This is a genomic window from Collinsella sp. An271 (assembly GCF_002159695.1).
Taxonomy (GTDB): domain Bacteria; phylum Actinomycetota; class Coriobacteriia; order Coriobacteriales; family Coriobacteriaceae; genus Collinsella; species Collinsella ihumii.
Map to the genome: position 1 here is coordinate 1 of NZ_NFJE01000001.1, position 17,641 is coordinate 17,641.

Here is a 17,641-nt window from a genome sequence, read left to right on the forward strand (position 1 = left end):
TTCGACTGCGGTGCGCGACCGCCGTTTGCGCTGACAACAACGATTGTCGCCCATCCCGCGGGCATCCGGGGAGGCTCCGACCGATCAGTTATCGGTCATATCTTCTAAATGCTTTTGCTGACCCCCTATAGCGTGCCAAACGGTCCGCTTTGTGTCATTTCGCGCTCACGCTCGCCCTTCTCGGAAGGCGCGGCGGTGCATTCGTGCGAGGTCGCGCCGCCCTCGCGCCATGGAAAAGGGCCCCGCTGGCGAAAGCGGGGCCCTTGCGATCAACGTTGTACCGTTGAGAAGTTACTCCATGGAGTTGACCAGGTGCTGCACGCCGGACTTGCGGTTGGCGGCCTGGTTCTTGTGGATGACGCCCTTGGCGACAGCCTTGTCGAGCGCGCGGTTGGCGCGGGTCGCGGCAGCAGAGGCAGCAGCCTTGTCGCCAGCCTCAACGGCAGCGTGAACGTGCTTGATCAGCGTCTTGAGCTCGGACTTGATCGCCTTGTTGCGGATGCGGGCAACCTCGGCGGTGCGGATACGCTTCTTCTGAGACTTGATGTTTGCCACTTGCAGAAATCCTTTCAAATGCTTCGATAAGCCTTATGTTCACGGCCTCTGAGACACGGTGAGGTCACAACTCGGTGAGTATAGCACGCGTATGCAGGGAAGAAAAGCGTATTCGGTGTGGAATAGGCGTGATGCTCACGAGATGTGCACGAGTGGACACTCGCGTGAGCCCTCGGCGTTCGGGTATGATAGGCCCCATGGATACGACTAACACCTCACATATCAGAAACTTCTCCATCATCGCGCACATCGACCACGGCAAGTCGACGATCTCGGACCGCATCCTCGAGCTCACGCACACCGTGGACGAGCGCGACATGGAGTCGCAGCTGCTCGACTCGATGGACATCGAGCGCGAGCGCGGCATCACCATCAAGAGCAACGCCGTGCGCGTCATGTACACGGCAGACGACGGCGAGGTCTACCAGTTCAACCTCATCGACACGCCGGGCCACGTCGACTTCACCTACGAGGTCTCGCGCTCGCTCGCCGCGTGCGAGGGCGCGGTCCTCGTGGTCGATGCCACCCAGGGCGTCGAGGCCCAGACGGTCTCCAACGCCAATTTGGCCATGAACGCCAACCTGGACATCGTTCCGGCCATCAACAAGATCGACCTTCCGAGCGCCCATCCCGACGAGGTGAAGACCGAGATCGAGGACGAGCTCGCCATCCCCGCCGACGACGCGGTCTGCGTCTCGGGAAAGACGGGCGAAGGCATCCACGACCTGCTCGAGGCCATCGTGTTTCTCGTCTCGCCGCCGACGGGCGACGCGAAGGCGCCGCTGAAGGCGCTCATCCTTGATTCGTATTTCGATGAGTACCGCGGCGTGGTGGCGACGGTGCGCGTCTTCGACGGCTCGATCCGCAAAGGCGACACGCTCACCATGATGCAGACCGGCGAGAGCTTCTTGGTCGATGGCGTGGGCATCAAGCGCCCCGCCGAGATCCTTGTCGACGAGATCGCCGTCGGCGAGGTCGGCTTCGTGGTGACGGGTCTCAAGGATCCGGGGGCGGTGCACGTGGGCGACACGTTGACCTACCGCGACCGTCCGTGCCCTGAGCCGCTGCCAGGCTATCGCGAGGCCAAGCCTATGGTCTATACGGGCCTGTTCCCGATCGACAACAAGGATTACGAGAACCTGCGCGACGCCCTCGAGAAGCTGCGCGTGAACGACCCGTCACTCACCTGGAGCCCCGAGACCTCCGTGGCGCTCGGCTTCGGCTTCCGCGTGGGCTTCCTCGGCCTGCTTCACATGGAGGTCGTCAAGGAACGCCTGGAGCGCGAGTTCGACCTCGATCTCATCGCGACGAGCCCCAGCGTGGACTACCACGTCTACAAGACCGACGGCACCATGGTCGACGTGCGCAGCCCGCAGGATCTTCCCGACGTGACGCGCATCGACCATATCGAGGAGCCGTACCTCGCTGCGAAGGTCATCGTGCCGCCCGAGTACACCGGCGCGGTCATGCAGCTCGCCATCGAGCACCGCGCGGTCATGACCGACATGATCCACCTGTCCGCCAAGTCGGTGGAGATGCATTTCGACATGCCGCTCGCCGAGCTCATCTTGGACTTCTTCGACCAGCTCAAGAGCCGCACCAAGGGATATGCGAGCCTCGACTACGAGTTCTCCGGCTATCGCACGAGCGAGCTCGTCAAGCTCGACATCCTGCTTTCGGGCGACGAGGTCGACGCACTGTCCTTCATCGTCCACAAGGACAAGGCCTACCCGCTCGCGCGCGGGCTGTGCGACAAGCTCAAGGAGATCATTCCCAGGCAGCAGTTCGAGGTGCCCATCCAGGGCGCGATCGGCAACAAGATCATCGCGCGCTCGACGGTCAAGGCGGTGCGCAAGGACGTGCTCGCCAAGTGCTACGGCGGCGACATCTCGCGCAAGCGCAAGCTGCTCGAGAAGCAGAAAGAGGGCAAGAAGCGCATGAAGGCCATCGGCTCGGTCGATGTGCCGCAAGAGGCGTTCCTTGCGATTCTGAAGGTGGACGAGTAACCGCGTGAAATTCTAGGGACAGTCCCTAGAATTTCATTGCGTGCAAAGGGGATTCATGGGGTTTTCCGACGACCTGCGCGCGGCCTATGCCGAGCAGCCGTTTCTGCTGGCACCCATGGCGGGCGTGACCGACGCGGCCTACCGTATCATGTGCCGTCGCCGCGGGGCGGCCATGGCGTACTCCGAGATGGTGAGCGTCGCCGGGCTGGCATACGCGAGCAACAAGACCTGGCGCCTCGTGCTGCCCGAGGACGAGGAGCCCCAGATCTGCGTGCAGCTGTTCGGCTCCAAGCCCGAGCAGTTCGCGGGCGCCGTCGATGCGGTGCAGGAGCGCGTGGGGGACAAGCTCTTGCTGATCGATATCAACATGGCGTGCCCCGCGCGCAAGGTCATCACCAAGGGCGAGGGTTCCGCCCTCATGGAGACCCCCGAGCTAGCCGCGGATATCGTGCGCGCCGCGGTCGAGCGCGCCCAGGTGCCGGTGACGGTCAAGATGCGCATCGCGTTCCGTACGGGCGAGCGCACCGCGCCCGAGCTCGCGCGCATGCTCGAGGACGCGGGCGCCGCCGCCGTGGCGGTCCACGGGCGTACGGCCAAGCAGCTCTACACCGGGGCCGCCGACTGGTCCATCATCGACGAGGTCGCCGATGCCGTGGAGATCCCGGTCGTTGGCTCGGGCGACGTGTTCTCCGCCGAGGACGCCGTGCGCATGCTCAAGACCACGAAGGCCGAGGCCGTGTTCGTGGCGCGCGGCACCTACGGTAACCCCTGGATCTTCGACGATGCGCGCGCCCTCGCCGCGGACGGGACCGCGGTGCCCGTCCGCTCGGCGCACGAGCGTCTCGAGGCCCTGCGGGAGCATCTGGGCCTCGTGCACCGCTACCTGCCGTTCATGGCGCGCGCCCGCACGTTCGCGACTTGGTATCTCAAGGGCATGCCGCATGCCGCCGCGTGGCGCGGGCGCGTGGTCAAGTGCACGGACTACAGGGACTTCATGGACCTGGTCGACGAGATCGAGGCGGACGTGGCCGTTTGCGAGGAGATCCTCGCCGCGGGCGGCACCCTGCCTCCTCTCGCGAGCGCGTAGCGCTCGGCGCCCATGCTTCCAAAGAGCGCCACGGGAGCGCATTCGGGCGAATAGCGCTTCCGTGGCGTACACTCGGTCGGTGGACGCTCCATGTGCGCGCCGTGGACGTGCGGAAGGGGAATGCGAATGGTCGATGCGCTCTATATCCATGTGCCGTTTTGCCATGCGAAGTGCCTGTACTGCGATTTCGATTCCCGGGCATGCCGGGACGCTTCGGCCTACGATGCGTACGTTGCATCCATGCGGGCGTGCATCGAGCGGCTGGGGGAGACGGGCGCGCTGTCGTCCTGCCGGACGGTCTATATTGGCGGCGGCACGCCGAGCGTTTTGGGCGACCTGCTGGTCGAGCTCGCGCAAACCGTGCGCGAGGCTGCGCCCGGCGTCGTCGAGTTCTCGTGCGAGGCGAATTCCGAATCGTTTTCGGCGGGACTGGCGGAGTCGCTCGCGGGCGCAGGCGTGACGCGTGTGTCGCTCGGGGTCCAGAGCTTCGTCGACGACGAGCTCCGTGCGCTCGGGCGCCTGCATTCGGCGCGCGGCGCACGCGAGGCCATCGACGCGGCGCGTGCCGCGGGGCTGGACGTGTCGTGCGACCTCATGTGCGGCATTCCCTTGCAGACGGCCGAAAGCTGGGAGGCCACGCTCGATGCAGCCGTCGCCGCCCGGACGGACCACGTTTCGGTCTACCCGCTCACGATCGAGGACGGAACGCCGCTCGCCGCGAAGGTCGAGCGCGGCGCGCTCGCCGAGCCCGACGAGGACTTCCAGGCATGGTGCATGGAGGAGGCGAGGCGGCGGCTCGGGTCCGCCGGCATGCGCCCTTACGAGGTGGCGAGCTATGCGCGACCGGGCAAGGAGTGCGCCCACAACATCGCCTATTGGACCGGGAAGAGCTATCTGGGGCTCGGGCGGTCTGCGGCGAGCATGTTCGACCGTAAGACGTATGGTGAGCTGCGCTGCAACCTTTCGTTGCCCGAGGTCGGGGAGGATGCCGCGAGGATCCGCTTCGTCCAGACGACCGACGCGCTGCCCGGCGGAAGGCGCGCGCCGGCTTCCTTCGATATCGAGCAGATGCGCGCCCGCGAGGCCGTCGCGGAGGACCTGATGCTCGGCATGAGGATGTCGTGCGGGGTGGACGGCGAGCTGCTCCTTCGCGCCCGCGAGGAGATCGGGTTGGATGCGGTCGACCGCGCCGTCGACCATGCGCTGTCGCGGGGGCTCGCCCGCTGGTGCGATGCGGCGGGCGGGCGGCGCCTGGTGCCCACCCACGACGGCTGGCTTCTCGGCAACGAGCTTTACGGCCTGTTCTGGGACCTGGCCTCCGCATGAAATTATAGGGACTGAAATTCTAGGGACTGTCCCTATAATTTCACATTCTGACAAGATGCCCTGGGAAGAGAAGATCGCCTACGTGAAATTTAAGGGACTGTCCCTAGAATTTCAGTCCCTAGAATTTCACCGCTCTCGTTAGTGTACGGACGTGCAGGTATCGTGGGGTGTGCATATTAACCGTGCGGTTCGGTACAATAGAGCAACTGAAAAAACCGCAGGAGGTTATGTCGCCATATGGCAACGATGAACGAGAAAGACTACTACGCGATCCTCGGCGTCTCGAAGGATGCGTCGGCGCGCGAGATCCAGAAGGCCTTTCAGCAGAAGGCGCGCAAGCTGCACCCGGACGTCAACAAGGCACCGGATGCCGAGGAGAAGTTCAAAGAGGTATCCGAGGCATACGCGGTGCTGTCCGACGAGCAGAAGCGCGCTCGCTACGACGCCATGCGCTCGGGCAACCCCTTTGCCGGCGCGCCGACGTCCCAGCCCTATGGCGGCGGGTATTCCGGCAGCTATACCGGCGGCGGGTACGGGGGCTTTCCCTTCGGCGGCTTTCCGTTCGACAACGCGTACGGCCAGCGCCGCCGCAGCGGTTCGGCGTACAACCCCGAGACCGGCGCCGATGTCGTGGTCGATGTCGACCTCACCGCGGAGCAGGCCAAGCAGGGCGCGCGCCGCGCGGTGAAGTATCGCCGGTATGAGCCGTGCGACCGCTGCCACGGGTCGGGCTCGGTCTCCTCGGGCGAGGCCCATGCGTGCCCCTCATGCCACGGCACCGGCACCATCGACGTCGACCTGTCCTTCATGTTCGGCGCGGGTACGTTTCAGACGGTCTGCCCCGAATGCGGGGGCTCGGGGCGCGTGATCGCCGACCCGTGTCCCGACTGCGGCGGCTCGGGAAGGACGCCGGTGGTCACCGAGGCGGTCGTCGAGTTCCCTGCTGGCACCCACGACGGCGACACCGTCCGCGTCTCGTCTATGGGGCACGCGGGCACGAACGGTGCGGCGGGCGGAGACTTGGTCGGTCGCGCGCACGTTGCGGCCGAGCGCCTCGAGGGTACGCCCCGCACGGGCTTCTACCTCGTGGGATTCGTCCTGCCCTTCCTGATTCTCTCGGCGGTCCAGGGCGTGTTCGGCGTGTTCGCCATCCTGTGCCTCGTGCCGTTCTTCATGGGGCTCTCCATGATCATTCGCTCGGATCTCAAGAGCCGCTCGAAGATCTGGTGGAAACGCGGCCTGTCGCAGGTGGTCAACGGCATGGCGAACGGCCTGCTGCTGGCGCTCATCTCGGTGTCGTTCTCGTCGTGCATGATGCGCCCGTACTACTATCTCTTCTAACGGCGACCGGGCGGTACGTTTTGGAACGGAACCATTTTTGATAATGGCCCTCGAAACGGGGGCCACGATTAAAAATGACCCCGTCGCAAAATGTACCGCCTACGAGTGCGGCGCGTTGGGTATATCTTCTTGGGTCGGTTTTTATCCGGCCCTTCGCTTTGCTGTGTTGCTGAGGATTTCTGGGAAGGAAGTTCGCTGTGGCGGATAAACGGGACTACTACGAGGTACTGGGCGTCGACCGCGACGCCGACCAGCGTACGATCAAGCGCGCGTTCCTGAAGAAGGCACGCGAGGTGCATCCGGACGTGTCCGACGATCCCGATGCGGAGGCCAAGTTCAAAGAGGTCAACGAGGCGTACTCGGTCCTTTCCGACGAGCAGAAGCGCGCGAACTACGACCGGTTCGGCACGGCGGACGGGCCGGGCATGGGAGGCGGCTACGTCGACTTCTCCGATATCTTCGGCGGCATGGGCATGGACGACATCTTCTCGTCGTTCTTCGGCGGCGGGGCAGCCGGTTCGCGCGGAGGCGCCAGCGCGCGTCGCACCCGCGGCCGCGACATGGCCATCACGCTGACCGTCACCCTCGAGGAGGCTGCGCGCGGCTGCACGAAGACCATCAGCTACGACCGCCTGGCCACGTGCGAGGACTGCCACGGCACCGGCGGCGCCGACGGCGCGCAGGAAAAGCAGTGCCCGCGCTGCCACGGCACCGGCTTCGTGACCACGGTCCAGCGCTCCATCTTCGGCCAGGTCCAGTCCAGCTCCCCGTGCCCCGATTGCCACGGCGAGGGCACCGTCATCGACCATCCCTGCGAGATGTGCGACGGCCAGGGCCGCACGCCCACCCATGAGAAGATCGATATCGACGTGCCAGCGGGCATCGCCACCGGCCGGCAACTGCGCGTGCGCGGCTACGGCGAGGCCGGATTCCGCGGTGCCGCATCCGGCGACCTCATCGTCACGGTCCAGGTATCCGAGCACGATCGGTTCCAACGCAGCGGCGACGACCTGTACTGCACGGTCGAGGTCCCCATGGCGAGCGCGGCGCTCGGGTGCACGGTCCAGGTGGACGGCATCCTCGACGGCGAGCGCATCGATGTCGAGATCCCGTCGGGCACGCAGTACGGCGACGCCATCACGGTGGACGGGCGCGGCATGCCCCGCTCCGGCGGAGGCGGCTCGCGCGGGCGCCTGATCGTCCGCGTCGCCATCGTCGTCCCGCGCAAGATGAGCCCCGCCGCCCGCGAGGCGCTCGAGAAGTTCGCCCGCGAGATGGGTGAATCGCCGACGCCGCGCAAGACGATGGGCGACCGCATCCGTGACGCCATCGACGACATCTTGGAGTAGCTGCCCGTGCCCATGCCCTTTGTGAGCGTCGTGAACCTCGGCTGCCGCGTCAACCGGGTCGAGAGCGACCGCATGACCGTAGACTTTGCCCGCGCCGGCTTCGGCCTGGTCGATGAGGACGAGGCCGATCTCGTCGTCATCAACACCTGCGCTGTCACCGGCGAGGCGGAGGCCAAGACCCGCAAGGCCGTTCGCCATGCGGTCAACCTGCCGCGCAAGCCCTACGTGGTCGTCACGGGATGCGCGGTCAACCTGCACCCCGACTCCCTCGCCGAGCTTTCCGACCGCGTGGTGATCGAGCCCATGAAGACCGACGTCGCTGCGCGCGCCGCGGACCTCCTGGGATTCGGCGAGACCGGAGCGTGCGATGGCGGCCTCGATTCCCGCGAGCTCGCCGACCTGCTCGGCCGCTCGAGGCTCGGGGTCAAGATCCAGGACGGCTGCAACAACCGCTGCACGTACTGCATCGTCTGGAAGGCCCGCGGGCCCGAGCGCTCCGTGCCCGTCGACGCCGTGCTCGAGCAGGTTCGCGAGGCCTTCGCCGCGGGCATTCCCGAGGTCGTGCTCACGGGCGTGAACCTAGGGGCCTACGACGGCATGGGTCCCGACGACGATCACGTCGAGATTGACGAGCTGCTCGACGCCATCCTGACCGAGACGGATATCCCGCACGTGCGCCTGTCGTCCATCGAGCCGATGGATGTCAGCGAGCGCCTGGTTCGCCGCATGGCCGCAGAGCCTCGGCGCGTGGCCCCCTTCCTGCACCTTCCCGTGCAGTCCGGTTGCACCGCCACACTTCAGCGCATGGGCAGGCCGTATTCCGCGGAGGAGTTCGAGCGCACGGTCGCGCGCATTCGCGAGATCCTGCCGGCGGCCTCCATCTCGGGCGACCTGATCGTCGGGTTTCCGGGCGAGACGGACGAGGAGTTCGAGCAGACGCGCGCGTTCGTGGAGCGCGTCGGGTTCTCCCGGCTGCACGTCTTCCGCTACAGCGCGCGTCCCGGCACGATTGCCGCCGAGATGCCCGATCAGGTGGCGCCCGAGGTCATGGCGGACCGGTCGCTTGCCATCCGAAAGCTCGTCGAGCGCACGGCTCGCGCGGACGCGCAGGCCCGCATCGGCACGACTGAGCGCGCGGTGGTCGAATATCCCGGGCGCGGGACGTTGGGGTCGTTCCATCGCGTCGTCCTCGATAACGCCCCCGACCTCGCGGTCAAATCGATCGTGGACGTTGCTATCATGTATATGGATGAGGAGGGCGTGCTGCACGGCCGTCCGGTCCTCGACGCTGACGAGTAAACCGGGGCGAGTCCCGACGCGCTTGGGCGCGCCGGCGCCCTGCGGCGGATAAGGGGGAGCATGGATACCGCGAAGGTGCGCCTGTCCATTCCTGAGCATATCGATCCTACGCGCATCACCGGTACGGGCGATGCGCTTCTGCGAGCGGTCGAGGACCATACGAGCGCCTCGATCGTCGTGCGCGGAACGGCCATCTCGCTTTCGGGCACGCCCGACGAGGTTGAGCTGCTCTGCCGCCTGTTCACCCATATCATCAAGCTCGCATCTGCCGGCGAGACCCCCAGCGAATCTGACGCCCTGCGCGCGCTTGACGCCCTGCGCGCCGAGCGCTCGGACATCTCGGGCCTCTCCGACGACATCCTACTGACGTATCGCGGCCACGCGATCAGGCCCAAGACGATCGGCCAGAAGCGCTACATCGACGCCATCCGCAACAACACCATCACGTTTTGCATGGGTCCGGCGGGCACCGGCAAGACCTATCTGGCCATGGCCATCGCCGTGGCCGCGCTCAAGCGCCATGAGGTCGGCCGCATCGTGCTCACGCGGCCGGTCGTCGAGGCGGGCGAGAACCTCGGGTTTCTCCCCGGCACCCTTGAGGAGAAGATCGATCCCTATGTCCGCCCGCTGTTCGACGCCCTGTTCGACATGACCGATATGGAGCGCGCGACGACGCTTGTGGAGCAGGGCATCATCGAGATCGCCCCGCTCGCCTACATGCGCGGCCGGACGCTGAACGACGCCATCGTGGTGCTCGACGAGGCGCAGAACACCACGCCCGAGCAGATGAAGATGTTCCTGACCCGCCTGGGGTTCAACTCCAAGTTCATCATCACGGGCGACACGACCCAGCGCGACCTGCCCGGCAGGCGCGGCGGCCTGACCGATATCGAGGACATCCTCTCCGGGGTCGATGACATCGCCTTCATCCACCTCAACCGCGCCGACGTGGTGCGCCATGCGCTCGTCGGCCGCATCGTCGAGGCGTACGACGCATACGAGGACGCGCATCCTGCCGGCGCGCGCCCGCAGAAGGGAGGCGGCCATGGCCGTGCTCATCAGTAACGATGCAGAGCTGGACACGCTGATCGCGGCGCCCGAGATCGAGGAGGCGGTCCTGTGCACGCTCGAGCACGAGGGCGTCGAGCGTCCGGTCGAGGTATCGGTCTCGTTCGTGGACGACGAGGAGATGCGGGGGCTCAACCGCACATGGCGTGAGATCGACGCCCCGACCGACGTGCTGTCGTTCGAATGCGACTCGCCTTTTGACGAGGACATCCCCGCGGATGAGGCGGTCGAGCTCGGCGACGTGATCCTCGCGCCCGGCGTGATCGCCGCGCAGGCCGCCGAGTTCGGCAACACGCCGGCGGAGGAGTGCCGCCTCATGCTCGTGCACGGCCTGCTCCATCTTTTGGGTTACGATCACCTCGAAGATGCCGAGGCCGCCGACATGGAGGCGCGCGAGATCGAGGTCCTGCGGGAGCTCGCTCGCCGCCGCGGAGACGATCCCGATGACGTGAAGATCGGTCCCACGACCCGCCACCAGGGCGAGTAGGAGGGGTTGAGATGATTCCCGGTTCCAACAAGGACCACCCGTCGTTCATCCGGTCGTTCGGATACGCCCTCGAGGGCTTTGTCACGGCGGTGCGCACCGAGCGCAACATCAAGGTGATGCTCGCGCTGGGCATCGCCGCGGTCGTGGTCGGTTGCGTCCTGAAGATCGACCTGCTCTCCTGGTGCCTGGTGGCCCTGTGCTTCGGTCTCGTGATCTTCGCGGAGCTGGTGAACACGGCGATCGAGGCCATCGTCGATCTCGCCACCCAGGAATACCATCCGCTTGCCAAGCGCGCGAAGGACATCGCCGCCGCAAGCGTCTACACGCTGTCGATCACCGCGGCGATCGTCGGCATCATCGTGTTCGCCCGTGCGCTGGGGCTCATCGCCTAGCGTCCAAGAAAGACGAGGAACCATGACTGAGTTGGATAAAGACCTGCTGGAGACGACTGAGGAGCTCGATGACGCCGAGGACGTCCTCGAGGAGGAAGACGGGCTCGATGCCGACGAGGAGCTCGAGGAGTTCGACCCCTTTGCGGGCCTGAGCGACGACGAGCTCGATGCGCTCGTCGAGTCGCAGGGCGGCGTCGGCGCCGAGCTGGGCCTTGTGGCGGGGGACACGCCCGAGGGATTCCGCAGCGGCTTCGTCGCGTTGGTCGGTCGTCCCAACGCGGGCAAGTCCACGCTGCTCAACGCCTGCATGGGCACCAAGGTCGCCATCACCTCGCCGGTCGCCCAGACGACGCGCCGGCGCATGCGCGCCGTCGTGGATCGCGACGAGTTCCAGCTCGTGTTCGTCGACACGCCGGGCATCCATAAGCCCAAAGACGGGCTCGGCTCCGAGCTGAACCGCTCTGCGCTCGCGGAGCTTTCCGATGTCGACGTGGTCGCCTTCCTGATCGATGCGTCGGTGCCCATCGGGCGCGGAGATGCATGGGTCGCCGAGCGCGTGGCGGCGTCTTCCGCGGTCAAGGTGCTCGTCCTCACCAAGGCGGATAAGGTCGATCAGACCAAGATGATCAAGCAGATCGAGGAGGCGCGCAAGCTCGTGGACTTCGACGACGTGATCGTCGTCTCCTCCACGGAGGGGTTCAACGTCGAGCCCTTCATCCAGCTGGTCGCCGACTACCTTCCGCAGGGTCCGCGCTGGTACCCCAAGGGCATGGACACCGATACCGACGACGCTACGCTCGTGGCCGAGTTCGTGCGCGAGAAGGTGCTGCTGCGCACGCGCGAGGAGGTGCCCCACTCGGTCGGCGTCGTATGCGACTCGTTCGAGAGCACATCGAAGCTCGTGCGCGTCCATGCCACGGTCTACGTCGAGCGCGAGGGGCAAAAAGGCATCCTCATCGGGCGCAAGGGCGAGATGATCAAGCATATCGGCACCGATGCTCGCCATGACCTGGAGCGCCTGTTCGGTCGCAAGGTGTACCTGGAGCTCGCGGTGCGCGTGAAGCAGGGTTGGCGCGACGACGTCAACGAGATCCGCCGCATGGGCTACGCCTTCGAGGAATAGCCGAGAGGGGCTCCTTCCGTGGCGGGATCGCGTACATATCGCACGCGCGCCGTCGTGCTCGACAAGGTCAAGCTCAAAGAGACCGATCTGATCTTGACTCTTATGTCCGAGAAGGGACGCCAGATCCGCGCGGTCGCCAAGGGCGCCCGCAAGCCGGGGTCCCGTCTTGCTGCGCGTTGCGAGCTGTTCTGCACGGTCGATGTGCTGCTCGCCCATGGCCGCACGCTCGATGTCGTCTCGCAGGCCGAGCTGCTCGCGGCCCCGCTCGGCGCGGGCGCGACCTATGAGCGCATGTGCGCCGCCAGCGCGATCGCCGAGGTCGCGAAGCTTTGCAGCTACGAGGATTCCGAGGATCCGTTCACGTTCGCCATCACGGAGCGCGCGCTGTCGCTCGCGGGCGACAAGGCATGCGACGATGTGCATCTCGATGTGCTGGTCGCCGCCTTTGTGTTCAAGCTGCTTTCCCATGAGGGGTATCGACCCGACCTCTCGTCGTGCGTGCTGTGCGGGGACGCTGCGCTGAGTTACTTTTCCGCTTCGGCGGGCGGCCTGCTGTGCGCGTCGTGCGCCTCGAGCGTGCCGGGCGCCGACGAGGTCGACGCCAATCAGGTGCGCTGGCTCCAGTCGCTGCTGGCCCTGCGGTTCGATGAGCTGGTCGAGGCTCCTGTCGACGGCATGACCGCGACGTTCATGCTGGCTCTTGCCCATGTGTGGGCGGCGACCCATCTCGATGCGCGCCTGAGGTGCCTTGAATTCATGCTGGGTCGCTGATCATCGTTTCCTTTGCGGGGAAATGCCGGTCGACTTCGCCGCTTCGCGCGCGGCCCATGCTGCCCTCTGAGGAAAAGTGGCTAGAAATTTCTATTTTGCTGTAACGAACTCCGTGTGGGCGGGTCCCGATCCGCCGTCTGTGGCTGCTTGCCCACCCTGACAGGTTCCGTTTCGGGGCATTTGAGGCGCTGACGGCAGCATCTCAGCCAGATTGACCTCCTTTGTCTGGCTCGTCTAACAGCAAAACAGAACTTTTTAGCCAGTTTGGCCGCAACGGGTGGAAGCCCGAAGCGACTCACGCCGCAAGGTGCTTCAGGACGATGCCTGCAAAGGCGTTTTCCTCAACGAGTTCCACCGTAAGGGCTTTGTTCGGTGTTACCTTTGGGGTCGTTCGAGTATCGCTGCAGAAGGGGTAAGTTTCATGAGGACTAAGCAGAGCCTGCTTGCCGAGGACGAGCGGCGCGATATCGTCGCCTGCGGTCGGTCGCTTGCATGCTCGCGTCCTGCCGCCCGCAGCGCCGAGGGGGCTCACGAGCCGACGCCTACGCCGTATTTCGTGCTCGACGAGCTGTTCTCCCATCTCGCGTTCGACGAAGGCTCGCAGCTTCTCGACGTTGGATGCGGCACGGGGCGCGTCCTCGCGTACTTCGCGTTGCGCGGCTTTTCGGGCGCAGCGGTCGGCGTCGAGCTCGACCGCGACCTCGTGACGCGCGCGTCCTCTTGGATCGGGCGGTTTCCCCAGCTCTCTGTACGATGCGCGAACGTGCTCGACGAGCCGCTCGGCGCCTATACCCACATATACCTGTTCAACCCTTTCGACACCCCGGTCCTCGCGCGCTTCCTCGACAAGATCGAGGAGGAGATCGCGCATCCGGTCACGGTGATCCATATGTCCGATAACGGCGAGCGTTACGCCTACGCGGGTCGACCCGGATGGAGCATCGAGCGCCAGGGTACGTTCCAATGGTTCGAGGGTGTCCAGGTGTTCGGCTATCCGCAGACCTACACCATCTGGTCGTATAGCGGGCGCGCCGCCTTGTCCGCTCTGGACAATGATAAAAAAATATTAGACTGAACTCGAGCTCGGTACATCGCGAAGTAAGCCAACACATGCCCAACGGCTCTCTCCACGAATACTACGGAAAATTCTACCTGCGATAACGCTTACGAGACGGAATCGTCCGTCCATAGGGTTGTGCTGGCCAAAACGACCCCTAATGCAATAAAAAGTTATTGTACATAGTAGAGGGGAGTACTTATGGCACGACTTCATGTCATGGAGCGCAGCCATGCCCAGGCCGTCATGGACGACCTGCATGATGCACTCGGTCGGCGTCTCGCCGCTCGATCGCTCGCGCCGTGCCCGGTCGAGTTCACCGCGGCGCTCGTCAACCTGTGCGCCACGCAGAGCTGCGGCAAATGCACGCCTTGCCGCGTGGGGCTCAGGGCGCTGTCGGATCTGCTCGAGGATGTGCTGGAGAACCGCGCTACGCTCGAGACGATCGATCTGATCGAAAAGACCGCGAACACGATCTACCTGTCGAGCGACTGCGCGATCGGTTACGAGGCGGGCTCGATGGCGCTCATGGCCGTGCGCGGGTTCCGCGACGACTTCGAGCATCACGTCCGTGAGCACGCCTGCGGGTTCGCAGAGAACGAGCGGGTTCCGTGCGTTGCCGGATGCCCCGCCAACGTCGACATTCCCGGGTACATCTCGCTTGTTGAGGCGGGCCGCTACACCGATGCGGTCAGGCTCATCCGCAAGGACAATCCGCTGCCCATCGTCTGCGGCCGCGTGTGCGAGCACCCGTGCGAGATGCACTGCCGCCGCGGCATCGTCGACGACCCGTTGAACATCCTGGCGCTCAAGCGCTACGCCACCGATCACATGGAAGAGGACTACCGTCCGTGGATCGCCGAGAAGACCGGTCGGCGCATCGCCGTCATCGGCGGCGGCCCCGCGGGCATCAGCTGTGCGTACTACCTGGCCATCATGGGTCACGATGTCACGATCTTCGAGCAGCGCAAGCACCTGGGCGGTATGTTGCGCTACGGCATTCCGAGCTACCGCCTGCCGCGCGAGGATCTCGACCAGGAGATCCAGTGGATCCTGGACTGCGGCATCAAGGTGGAGCTCGAGCACGCGGTGGACGGCGCTGAGCTCGAGCGCATGCGCGCTGACTTCGACGCGGTTTACCTTGCCATCGGTGCGCACAACGACAAGAAGCTCGGCCTTCCCGGCGAGGATGCCGAGGGCGTCGTCTCCGCGGTGCAGATGCTGCGCGTCATCGGCGACGGCGAGATGCCCGACTTCTCCGGTGAGCGCGTCGTGGTCATCGGCGGCGGCAACGTCGCGATGGACGTCGCCCGCTCGAGCGTCCGCCTGGGTGCCGAGAAGGTCATCATCGCCTACCGCCGTCGCATCTGCGACATGACGGCGCAAGATGCCGAGATCGCGGGCGCCGAGGCGGAGGGCTGCCAGATCATGGAGCTCAACGCACCGGTCCGCGTGGAGACCGATGAGGCCGGGCGCGTCGCCGGCGTCGTCGTGCAGCCGCAGATCATCGGCGCCCCGAGCCGTGGGCGCCCGGCCCCTCGTGCCGCCGCCGCGCCCGAGCAGCTCATCGCGTGCGACCGCGTGATCGTGGCCATCGGACAGGACATCGATTCCGCTCCGTTCGAGGCCATGGGCGTGCCGTGCAAGTGGGGCCGCGTCGTGACCGATTCCGACGGGGCCGTGCCCGGATTCGAGGGCCTGTACTCGGGCGGCGATTGCCAGACCGGGCCCGCGACCGTCATCCGCGCCATCAACGCCGGCAAGGTCGCTGCGGCGAACATCGACCGCTACCTCGGCTTTGACCATCAGATCCTGCTCGAGGTCGAGCTGCCACCCGTCCAGTTCAAGGGCAAGCGCCTGTGCGGCCGCTGCGAGCTCAAGGAGCGCGACGCCGCCGAGCGCATCGGCGACTTCGAGATGGCCGAGATCGGTCTTACCGAGGAGGAGGCGCACCAGGAGGCATCGCGCTGCCTGCGCTGCGATCACTTCGGCTTCGGCGCGTTCCGTGGGGGGAGGAATTTCCAGTGGTAAAGCTGATTATCGACGACCGCGTGGTCGAGGTGCCCGAGCACACGACGATTCTGGACGCTGCGGCGAGCGTGGGCATCAAGATCCCGACGCTGTGCTATCTGCGCGACCTCAACGAGGTCGGGGCGTGCCGCGTGTGCGTGGTCGAGGTCGAGGGCATCGACCAGCTCGTGGCCGCATGCAACAACTACGTGCTCGACGGCATGATCGTGCACACGAACAGCCGCAAGGCGCGGATCGCGCGCAAGGCGAACGTCGAGTTTCTGCTCTCGCAGCATGATTCCGAGTGCACGAGTTGCGCCCGTTCGGGCAACTGCTCGCTGCAGAGCCTCGCGAACGACCTGGGAATCACCGACCTGCCGTATCCCAAGCATCTCGAGGGGTTCCGCTCCGATCCCGCCTTCCCGCTCATCCGCAACAACGACAAGTGCATCAAGTGCCTGCGCTGCATCCAGATCTGCGAGAAGGTCCAGGCGACGGGCGTATGGGACCTCACGAGCCGCGCGAGCCATGCGTCGGTAAACGTGGCGGGCGGCAAGGAGCTCTCGCAAACCGACTGCGCCCTGTGCGGCCAGTGCATCACGCACTGCCCGACCGGCGCGCTGCGCGCTCGCGACGACACGGAGCGCGTGTTCGACGCCCTGGAGGACCAGGAGAAGATCTGCCTCGTGCAGATCGCCCCGGCGGTCCGCACCTCGTGGGGCGAGTCGCTTGGCCTCACCCATAAGGAGGCGACCGTTGAGCGCCTGGCGAGCGCTCTGCGCGCCATGGGCTTCGATTACGTGTTCGACACGAACTTCTCGGCGGACCTCACCATCATGGAAGAGGGCTCCGAGCTGCTCGAGCGCATCAAGAAGGCGAGCGAGCCGGGCGGGGAGGACATCAAGTTCCCGATGTTCACCTCATGCTGCCCCGGATGGATCCGCTACGTCAAGTCGCACTATCCGGAGTTGCTCGACCAGGTCTCGACGTCCAAGTCCCCGCAGCAGATGTTCGGCGCGGTCGCCAAGACCTACTATGCCCATGCGCTGGGCGTGGACCCCTCGAAGATCTTCAGCGTGTCCATCATGCCGTGTGTCGCCAAGAAGGCCGAGGCCGCGCTGCCGACCATGGCGGGCGAGACCGGAGACCCCGACGTCGACGTGGTGCTCACGGTGCGCGAGGTCGACCGCATGATCCGCGCGTCGCACATCGACGCGAGCGCCCTGCCCGAGCAGGAGCTCGACCAGCCGCTCGGCGTCGGCACGGGCGCGGCGGTCATCTTCGGTGCGACCGGCGGCGTCATGGATGCGGCCCTGCGCTCCGCCTACTTCCTCGCGACGGGCGAGAATCCCGATCCCGACGCGTTCTCCGGCGTGCGCGGCCTTGACGGCTGGAAGGAGAAGACCTTCGATCTGGCCGGCACCCCGCTGCGCGTGGCCGTGGCGCACGGTCTGGGCAACGCCCGCAAGCTTATCGAGGCCCTGCGAGCCGGGGAGGTTTCATACGACTTCGTCGAGATCATGGCGTGCCCCGGCGGGTGCGTGGGCGGCGGCGGCCAGCCCATTCACGACGGCTGCGAGCTCGCCGGCGAGCGCGGTGACGTGCTGTGGGGCCTTGACGCGCAGGCGCCCATCAGGTTCTCTCACGAGAACCCGAGCGTGAAGCTCGTCTACGACGATTTCTTCGGCCATCCGCTCTCCGAGCGCGCCGAGGAGCTTCTCCATACCGACCACACCGCGTGGTCGATGCCGAAGTAGGATTCAAGCGGGA

15 protein-coding genes are annotated in these 17,641 nt (G+C 65.7%); 14 read left to right on the plus strand and 1 reads right to left on the minus strand.

The features are described from left to right. Nucleotides 1-291: 291 nt before the first annotated feature. Nucleotides 292-555: a 30S ribosomal protein S20 gene (rpsT, locus tag B5F74_RS00005; RefSeq protein ID WP_066831951.1), complete on the minus strand. Its 264-nt coding sequence runs from the start codon at nucleotides 553-555 to the stop codon at nucleotides 292-294. Nucleotides 556-752: 197 nt separating this feature from the next. On the opposite strand from rpsT, the gene lepA reads away from it, so the two are divergent. The 14 genes from lepA (at nucleotide 753) to B5F74_RS00075 (ending at nucleotide 17,628) form a co-directional block, all read left to right on the plus strand. Further along, a complete protein-coding gene (lepA, locus tag B5F74_RS00010) occupies nucleotides 753-2,561 on the plus strand; it encodes a translation elongation factor 4 (RefSeq protein ID WP_066831953.1) in 1,809 nt (602 codons plus the stop codon). A 55-nt stretch (nucleotides 2,562-2,616) separates the two neighbouring features. Beyond that, nucleotides 2,617-3,648, plus strand: a complete 1,032-nt coding sequence (dusB, locus tag B5F74_RS00015; RefSeq protein ID WP_087199008.1) for a tRNA dihydrouridine synthase DusB — start codon at nucleotides 2,617-2,619, stop codon at nucleotides 3,646-3,648. A gap of 126 nt (nucleotides 3,649-3,774) precedes the next feature. Next, nucleotides 3,775-4,974, plus strand: a complete 1,200-nt coding sequence (gene hemW, locus B5F74_RS00020) for a radical SAM family heme chaperone HemW (RefSeq protein ID WP_239283291.1) — start codon at nucleotides 3,775-3,777, stop codon at nucleotides 4,972-4,974. 237 nt (nucleotides 4,975-5,211) lie between these two features. Further along, nucleotides 5,212-6,315, plus strand: a complete 1,104-nt coding sequence (locus B5F74_RS00025; protein ID WP_187119125.1) for a DnaJ domain-containing protein — start codon at nucleotides 5,212-5,214, stop codon at nucleotides 6,313-6,315. A gap of 197 nt (nucleotides 6,316-6,512) precedes the next feature. After that, nucleotides 6,513-7,664 (plus strand): molecular chaperone DnaJ, encoded by a 1,152-nt coding sequence (gene dnaJ, locus B5F74_RS00030; protein ID WP_087199012.1) that lies wholly within the window; start codon nucleotides 6,513-6,515, stop codon nucleotides 7,662-7,664. Nucleotides 7,665-7,676: 12 nt separating this feature from the next. After that, nucleotides 7,677-8,963 carry a MiaB/RimO family radical SAM methylthiotransferase gene (locus B5F74_RS00035; protein ID WP_087199451.1) on the plus strand — a complete coding sequence of 429 codons (1,287 nt, stop codon included), beginning with the start codon at nucleotides 7,677-7,679 and terminating at the stop codon, nucleotides 8,961-8,963. A gap of 60 nt (nucleotides 8,964-9,023) precedes the next feature. Beyond that, the gene (locus B5F74_RS00040) at nucleotides 9,024-10,028 is read left to right on the plus strand and encodes a PhoH family protein (protein WP_066831962.1); all 1,005 of its coding nucleotides are present in this window, start codon (nucleotides 9,024-9,026) and stop codon (nucleotides 10,026-10,028) included. Beyond that, nucleotides 10,009-10,518, plus strand: a complete 510-nt coding sequence (gene ybeY, locus B5F74_RS00045) for an rRNA maturation RNase YbeY (RefSeq protein ID WP_087199014.1) — start codon at nucleotides 10,009-10,011, stop codon at nucleotides 10,516-10,518. The genes B5F74_RS00040 and ybeY overlap by 20 nt, the downstream gene beginning before the upstream one ends. Nucleotides 10,519-10,529: 11 nt before the next feature. Beyond that, nucleotides 10,530-10,910 carry a diacylglycerol kinase family protein gene (locus B5F74_RS00050; protein WP_087199016.1) on the plus strand — a complete coding sequence of 127 codons (381 nt, stop codon included), beginning with the start codon at nucleotides 10,530-10,532 and terminating at the stop codon, nucleotides 10,908-10,910. A 22-nt stretch (nucleotides 10,911-10,932) separates the two neighbouring features. Then, nucleotides 10,933-12,033, plus strand: coding sequence for a GTPase Era (gene era, locus B5F74_RS00055; RefSeq protein WP_087199018.1), 1,101 nt, complete (start codon nucleotides 10,933-10,935; stop codon nucleotides 12,031-12,033). A gap of 18 nt (nucleotides 12,034-12,051) precedes the next feature. After that, nucleotides 12,052-12,804: a DNA repair protein RecO gene (gene recO / locus B5F74_RS00060; protein WP_087199020.1), complete on the plus strand. Its 753-nt coding sequence runs from the start codon at nucleotides 12,052-12,054 to the stop codon at nucleotides 12,802-12,804. A gap of 421 nt (nucleotides 12,805-13,225) precedes the next feature. Continuing rightward, nucleotides 13,226-13,879 carry a class I SAM-dependent methyltransferase gene (locus B5F74_RS00065; protein ID WP_087199022.1) on the plus strand — a complete coding sequence of 218 codons (654 nt, stop codon included), beginning with the start codon at nucleotides 13,226-13,228 and terminating at the stop codon, nucleotides 13,877-13,879. A 183-nt stretch (nucleotides 13,880-14,062) separates the two neighbouring features. After that, entirely contained in the window at nucleotides 14,063-15,892 is a 1,830-nt protein-coding gene (locus B5F74_RS00070) for an NAD(P)-binding protein (RefSeq protein ID WP_087199023.1), read from the plus strand. Beyond that, entirely contained in the window at nucleotides 15,886-17,628 is a 1,743-nt protein-coding gene (locus B5F74_RS00075; protein WP_087199025.1) for a [FeFe] hydrogenase, group A, read from the plus strand. Before B5F74_RS00070 ends, B5F74_RS00075 begins: the two co-directional genes overlap by 7 nt. Nucleotides 17,629-17,641 lie beyond the last annotated feature (13 nt).

Bases quoted from the DNA above. Each gene is read 5' to 3' on its own strand.
- lepA (WP_066831953.1), top strand. From the start codon at position 753: ATGGATACGACTAACACCTCACATATCAGAAACTTCTCCATCATCGCG.
- dusB (WP_087199008.1), top strand. From the start codon at position 2,617: ATGGGGTTTTCCGACGACCTGCGCGCGGCCTATGCCGAGCAGCCGTTT.
- hemW (WP_239283291.1), top strand. From the start codon at position 3,775: ATGGTCGATGCGCTCTATATCCATGTGCCGTTTTGCCATGCGAAGTGC.
- B5F74_RS00025 (WP_187119125.1), top strand. From the start codon at position 5,212: ATGGCAACGATGAACGAGAAAGACTACTACGCGATCCTCGGCGTCTCG.
- B5F74_RS00035 (WP_087199451.1), top strand. From the start codon at position 7,677: ATGCCCTTTGTGAGCGTCGTGAACCTCGGCTGCCGCGTCAACCGGGTC.
- B5F74_RS00040 (WP_066831962.1), top strand. From the start codon at position 9,024: ATGGATACCGCGAAGGTGCGCCTGTCCATTCCTGAGCATATCGATCCT.
- ybeY (WP_087199014.1), top strand. From the start codon at position 10,009: ATGGCCGTGCTCATCAGTAACGATGCAGAGCTGGACACGCTGATCGCG.
- B5F74_RS00050 (WP_087199016.1), top strand. From the start codon at position 10,530: ATGATTCCCGGTTCCAACAAGGACCACCCGTCGTTCATCCGGTCGTTC.
- era (WP_087199018.1), top strand. From the start codon at position 10,933: ATGACTGAGTTGGATAAAGACCTGCTGGAGACGACTGAGGAGCTCGAT.
- B5F74_RS00065 (WP_087199022.1), top strand. From the start codon at position 13,226: ATGAGGACTAAGCAGAGCCTGCTTGCCGAGGACGAGCGGCGCGATATC.
- B5F74_RS00070 (WP_087199023.1), top strand. From the start codon at position 14,063: ATGGCACGACTTCATGTCATGGAGCGCAGCCATGCCCAGGCCGTCATG.